This window comes from Chromobacterium sp. FG89 (genome assembly GCF_057808735.1).
In genome coordinates, this window is sequence record NZ_JBMDIQ010000052.1 from 1 (window position 1) to 5,853 (window position 5,853).

Annotated in this window: 5 protein-coding genes; all 5 read right to left on the reverse strand. The window is 71.6% G+C overall.

The genetic code is table 11. The features are described 5' to 3' along the window. On the reverse strand, positions 1–867 hold an 867-nt coding region (locus ACODRW_RS24055; protein ID WP_488906885.1), incomplete at its 3' end, for a hypothetical protein. Then, entirely contained in the window at positions 864–1,967 is a 1,104-nt protein-coding gene (locus tag ACODRW_RS24060; RefSeq protein WP_488906886.1) for a glycosyltransferase family 4 protein, read from the reverse strand. The genes ACODRW_RS24055 and ACODRW_RS24060, both read right to left, overlap by 4 nt. After that, positions 1,951–3,192 carry a glycosyltransferase family 4 protein gene (locus tag ACODRW_RS24065; RefSeq protein ID WP_227106305.1) on the reverse strand — a complete coding sequence of 414 codons (1,242 nt, stop codon included), beginning with the start codon at positions 3,190–3,192 and terminating at the stop codon, positions 1,951–1,953. Before ACODRW_RS24065 ends, ACODRW_RS24060 begins: the two co-directional genes overlap by 17 nt. After that, positions 3,189–4,517, reverse strand: coding sequence for a cellulase family glycosylhydrolase (locus tag ACODRW_RS24070; protein WP_488906887.1), 1,329 nt, complete (start codon positions 4,515–4,517; stop codon positions 3,189–3,191). The genes ACODRW_RS24065 and ACODRW_RS24070 overlap by 4 nt, the downstream gene beginning before the upstream one ends. Continuing rightward, the gene (locus ACODRW_RS24075; protein WP_107801485.1) at positions 4,510–5,694 is read right to left on the reverse strand and encodes a glycosyltransferase; all 1,185 of its coding nucleotides are present in this window, start codon (positions 5,692–5,694) and stop codon (positions 4,510–4,512) included. The genes ACODRW_RS24070 and ACODRW_RS24075 overlap by 8 nt, the downstream gene beginning before the upstream one ends. Positions 5,695–5,853 lie beyond the last annotated feature (159 nt).

The window sequence follows — 5,853 nt, forward strand, 5'->3', positions numbered from 1 at the left end:
CGCCAGCTCCGCGGGCGCCCCGCGCCGCCAGCTCAACCACAGCAAGACCAGCGCCAGGCTGACGATGGCCCCGCGCGAGATGCTGAACAGCAGGCCGGCCGCGCCCAGCAGCGCCACCGTCAGGCCCAGCAAGCGCCGCCAGCCGCGCTGCGCCAGGCCGTAGAAGAAGGCCAGCGGCAGGAAGAGCGCCAACGCGCCGCCGGTGAGATTGGGATGCACCCAGGGTGAGGCCATGCGGGTGTAGTTGGCGGAGAAGATGTCGCGCACCGCTTCCGGATGGGCGTAGCGCAGTTTTTCCAGCACCGGGATGAAGCTGTTGGCGTCGCGGTCCTTGAGGAAATAGCCGATGGACAGCAGCAGCATGGCCAGCGTGCCCAGCAGCAGCGTCACGATCAGGCGGTCGCGGCTGCGTTCGTCCGGCAGCAGCAGCGGCGCCAGAAACAAGGCGGACAGATTGAGCAGCCAGCGCGCCCAGTTGACCGGGCCGTTGCCGTCGGCCTGCACCATCAGTTGGCCCGCCAGAAACGGCAGCAGGCTGAAGGCCATCAGCCACAGCAGCAGCCCTTCGGCGCGGCCGCGCGGCCATTGCAGGAGGCCGACGGCCAGCCGCGGCAGCGCCCCCAGCCAGGCCAGGCCCAGCAAGGCCTCGGACACGGTGACGCGCACGCCCAGTTGCACCGTGGCGTAAGGCGCCAGGGTGGCGGCGAGGCCGAACAGCGCCAGTCCCAGCAAGGGCGCGCGCAGCACGGCGACGCCGGCGCAGGCGGCGGCCAGCGCCAGCGCGGCGGCGGCCGGACTGAGCAGGGCCAGCAGGCCGCCGAACAACAGCCCGCAGCTCAGAGCGAGCGCGCGATTCAGCGGCGTCATGCCAGCAGCCTGTCCAGCAGTTGATCCACGCGGCGGCGGTAGGCGTCCATATCGTAGCGGCGCGCCCAGGCGCGGTTGGCGTCGACATCGCCGTCCGGCCCGGCCGCGGCCAGCCGGTGCATCAAGGCTTGCAGCTCGCCGCCGTCGTTGGGGGCGAAACGCGCCGCTTGCGGCGGCGCGACCTCGTCCAGCGCGGAGCCGGTGGCCACCGCCACCGGCGTGCCTTGCGCCAGCGCCTCGATCACCGGCAGGCCGAAGCCTTCGGCGTAGGACGGCTGCCATAGCCGTTCCGCCCCCGCGTACACCGCGCTCAGCATGGCGTCGTCCAGATCGCTGAGCCAGATCAGGCCGTCCAGCCGCCGCAGCTCCGCCGGCAGGTCCTCCGGCCGCGCCACCAGCGCCAGCGCCGGCAGGTCCGGCTGGCGCTGACGCGCTTTCCGCCATTGCTCGACGAACCAGGGCATATTCTTGCGCGGCTCGCGCGCGCCCACCGCCAGCCAATAACGCGCCGGCAAGCCGGCCGGCGGCTCCGCGGCCGGCCTCGCCGGCTGCGGCACCGCGTTGGGCAGCAGCGCCAGCTTGGCGCGCTGGCGCGGAAACAGCCGCACGGCGGCGTCGGCGGTGAATTGCGACGGCGTCCAGACCGCGTCGGCGCGTTGCAGGGAACGCGCGGTGCCGGCCCAATCGATCACGCGATAGGCCAGCGCGCGCAGCAGGCTGACGTGGTAGTTGTCCAGGGTCAGCTGGAACACGTCGTGCAACAGCATGGCGTAGCGCACGCCGCCGGGCGCGCGCCAGGGCGGCAGCCCGGTGTTGGCGGTGGCGATGTAAAGATCCAGCCGCCGGGCGCGGATGGCCTGCGGCAGAAAGCGGCATTCGAAATGCCAGCGCTCGCGCGGGCGATGCAGCCCGTCGGCCGGGCTGGGCCGCGCCGGGCATTCCGCCAGCCTCCGGTGGGGATGGTCGGCCGGACAGGCGGTGAAACGCAGCACTTCCACGTTCGGCCGCGCCGCCAGCGCGGCCTCCAGCGCCAGCACTTGCCGCGCGATGCCGGAGCGCGGCGCGGCGGTCACCGGGCGGTAGTCAATTCCGATGCGCATGTCTCAGCTCCCGGTACAAGGTTTCCAGCTGGTCGGCGGCGATGGCCCAATCGTGCCGCCGCCGCACGAATTCGCGCCCGGCCGCGCCCAGGCTGGCCGCGCGCTCCGGCCGGCTCAGCAGCGCGGCCGCCGCCTCCGCCAATTGCTCGGCGTCGTCGCCGCGCAGGTATTCGCTGTCGGGACGCAGGTCCAGCCCGGACGCGCCCTGCGGCGTGCTCAGCAGCGGCAGGCCGGCGGCCAGCGCCTCCAGCACCTTGAGCTTGGAGCCGCCGCCCTGACGCAGTCCGGCGATGAAGGCCGCGGCGCGCCGCTGCTGCGTCGGCAGTTCCGGCACAAAGCCCAGCCACTCCAGCCGCGCGTCCGGCCAGCGCCGCGCCCAGTCCTCCGGCATCGCGTAGCCGCATATCGCCAGCCGCGCCCGCGGCAAGCGCCGCCACAGCCTAGGCATCACTTCCGCCGCCAGCCAGACGGCGGCGTCGCGGTTGGGCGGGTATTCGAAATTGCCGACGAAGAGCAGACGCTGGCTGGCGTAATCCGGGCGGACTTCGGCGAAGGCGTCGGCGTCCACGCCGTTGATCACCACGTCCACCAGCCGGCCGCTGTGCTGGGCCATCGCCGCGGCGTCCTCCCAGGTGACGGCGGCGACGCGCTCGGCGGCGTTCAGCGCCAGGGCCGCCCAACGCCGGTAACGCCAGCGGTCCCACCAGACGAAGGGCGCGCACCAGCGCGGCAGATGCTGATAGGTGGCCGCGCCCAGTTCGGACTCGACATTGTGCTCGGTCAGCAAAAAGGGCTGACGGCGGCGGTCCAGCGCTTCCAGAAAGGGCTGCAAGCCGTAGCTGTGCTCGATCTGCACCACGTCCCAACGCTGGCGCAGCAGGCCGTCGAAAGTGCGGCTCAGATCAGGCGACAGGCCGTTGACGCTGGCCAGCATCGGGTAGGGCCCCAAGGCCGCCGCCAATAGCGTCAGCGGGTGCTTCAGCGGCCGGCGCGGCAGCACGATCAGCCGTTCCACAATGCCTTCCAGCTGGCGGCGGCAGGCCTCGCTGGCCGGCTCCTTGCTCTGCACCAGCAAGGTGATGCGGTGGCCGCGCGCCGCCAAGGCGCGCAGCAGCTGGAACTGGCGCAGCTTGCCGCCGCTGGTGGTGGGCCAGGGCAGATACGGCAGGGTCCATAGAATGCGCAGCGGTGGGCAGCCGCCAAGGGAAAGGGAGGCCGGCTTCATTCTCGCCACTCCAGGATTTGCAGCTGCGGCTTCACCGCCACGCTCAGGCTGTCGCCGGCGGCGCTCAAGACGGCGCTGCTTCCGCTCAAGGGCTGGCGCAGCGTGGCGCGGGCGATGCCGGGCAAGCGCGCCGCGCCGCCGTTCGCGCTCCAGAACATCCACAGGCGCGCGCCGTCCAGCTTGCGCCAGGCGATGCTGTACAAACCGTCCGGCGCGGCGTCCAGACGCGGCGGCGGCGCCGGCTCCAGCCGCGGGCCGGTGATGGCGAGAAAGCGCGCCAACGCCTTGTAGGCGGGCTTGGGCTTGCCGTTCAGATCCAGCAAGCCGTAACCGCGGTCGCGCGCGCTGGCGCGCTGGTCCAGATCGGACAGCGCGAACAGAAAGACGCGGTCGTAGTCCAGCGCGCTCATCAGCGCCAGCCGGCGCAGTAAATAATCCGCCTGGCCGTCGCGGCCGATGATGTCCTGCTCTTCCTTGGGGCCGGCGTAGCTGGACCAGCCCCATTCGGTGGCCCAGATGCCCGGCGCCTTGACCTGGCGCAGCCGGGCGTTGATCTGCTGAGCGCGCAGCACGAAGTCCCGCGTTTTAGGGTCATCGCCCTCAGGCTGCTGGCTGTAGGGATGGTAGGCGACGATGGTTTTCAGATTCAGCGTGCCCTTCTTGCCCAGTTCCTCCAGCATCAGGCCGCCGCGCACCGGCATCTGGCTGTAATAAGCCATGCCGGCCATCACCACCGGTTTGCCCGGCGCCGCGGCGCGCAGCGCTTCCGCGCTGGCCTGCAGCAAACGGCCGTAACCTTCCGGGCTGGGCAGCGGCCGCCAGAAGCCGGGCAGGTTGGGCTCGTTCCACACCTGCCAGGCGTCCACCGCCGGATAGCGCTTGGCCAGCATGGCCATGCGCTTGGCGAACACCTTGTCGTCCTTGGGCGGGTACTGGTCGCTGGAACCAAGCAGCGGCGGCACGCTGCTGGCGAAGGGCGCCGATCCCACCAGGTAGAACACCGATTTGAGCTTCTGCGCCTTCAGCGTGTCCACCAGCTGATCCAGCGGCGCGAACACGAACTGGTTTTCCTTGGGTTCGTGGCGGTCCCAATGCAGATCCACCCGCACCCAGCTCAGGCCCAGCGACTTGAGCTGCTGCATCTGGCGCTGGTATTGCTCCGGCGTGAACCAGAGGAAGTGCGCGTTGACGCCGAGAAAGTCGCGCCACACCACCGGCCGGCCGGCGGTCAGCTCGGTGGTTTCGGCGCGCGGGCCGGCCGCGGCCAATGTCAGCGCCGCCGCCAGGACCAGCGTCCGCCACGCCGCGCCGCGGGCGCTAGCCATGCGCCCTCTCCCCCAGCGCGGTCTGGAACATGCGCAGAAACTGCGTCGCCACGCGCGGCCAGGCGCGTTCCCGCCCCAGGCTGCGCGCCTGTTCGCTGTGCAGACGCAAGCGCTCGGGCTGACGCAGCAGGCTGATCAGGGTCCGGGCCAGCGCCGCGCTGTCCCCGCGGGCGTAGACCTCGCCGTTGCCGAAGGAGGCCTCCTCGGCCAGCGCGCGCGCGTCGGAACAGACCACGCCGCGGCCGCAGGCCACGGCCCAGGACAGCGCGCCGCTGGCGCCGCACATCCGGCCCAGCAAGGCCAGCTTCCACGATTCCCGATACGGCAGCACCATGGCGTGATGAGCCTGGATCAGGCCGGGGATGTCGGTGGCCGGCAGGTCCGGCCGCCACTCCAGCATGTCCCGATGCAGCCCCAGCAGGATGGCTTGCTGGCGCAGGGATTCCAGATAAGAGCCGGAGCGGCCGAAGGCGACATCCGGCGCCACCCCGCCCGCCAAGGTCAGCCGCACCCGGTCCCGGGTGTCCGGTTCTTGCTGCAGCAGGGCCAGCGCGTCCAACACATCCTCTATGCCCTTGCCCTGGTAGATGTAGCCGAAGTACAGCAGCCGCAGCGGCCCCTGCGGCGGCAAGGCCGGCAGCGGTTCGGCGGCGATTTCGCGATTGCCGTGCGCAATGTGGAACACCCGGCCGGCCGGCAAGCGCATCCGCCGGGCCAGGCCTTCCGCGCCGGTGGCCGTCAGCGTCACCAGCCGGGTCAAGCGCCGCGCCAGCCGCCGCTCGCGCGCCAGCGTCAGCGGGGCGGCCAGCAAGGCCGCGGCCTGGGCCAGCGGGCGCGGCAGCCGCCGCGGCAAGCCGGGCGGCCGCCAGACCAGGCGTTCCGGATCATGGACGGTGGCCGTCAGCCTCAAGCCCGGCTGGTGGCGCGCCAACCACTCCAGCGCCATGAATTCGCCGCAGCGGCCGCCGCCCAGTTCCGCGTGCACCAGGTCGAAACGCCGCCAGTCCACGTTCTGCATCTGCCAGGACAGTTCCAGCGCGTTGAGCGCCAGCGGCTGCCCGTCCAGCGGGGAGACGACGCTGACGCCTTCGTCTTCCAAAGCCCGACGCCAGGCGTCGGCGTAGTCGGCGATGCCGTTTTGCTCCGACGGCAGCGGAGCCAGCAGGGCGATCTTCATCGGCCTTCTCCTTTCCAACGCGCCGCGCCTCTCAACACGGCGGCGGGGATTTCAAAACGGCGGCGGTTGAGCACAATGCCGTCTACCTGTCCGAACGCGGCGCCCAGGATGGCCAGCGCGTTTTCCACCACCGGCACCGGGGGGGGGGGGGGGGGGGCG

What these genes read in the sequence shown, in the direction of transcription:
- ACODRW_RS24060 (WP_488906886.1), bottom strand. Translation starts at nt 1,967, where the DNA reads ATGCGCATCGGAATTGACTACCGCCCGGTGACCGCCGCGCCGCGCTCC.
- ACODRW_RS24065 (WP_227106305.1), bottom strand. Translation starts at nt 3,192, where the DNA reads ATGAAGCCGGCCTCCCTTTCCCTTGGCGGCTGCCCACCGCTGCGCATT.
- ACODRW_RS24070 (WP_488906887.1), bottom strand. Translation starts at nt 4,517, where the DNA reads ATGGCTAGCGCCCGCGGCGCGGCGTGGCGGACGCTGGTCCTGGCGGCG.
- ACODRW_RS24075 (WP_107801485.1), bottom strand. Translation starts at nt 5,694, where the DNA reads ATGAAGATCGCCCTGCTGGCTCCGCTGCCGTCGGAGCAAAACGGCATC.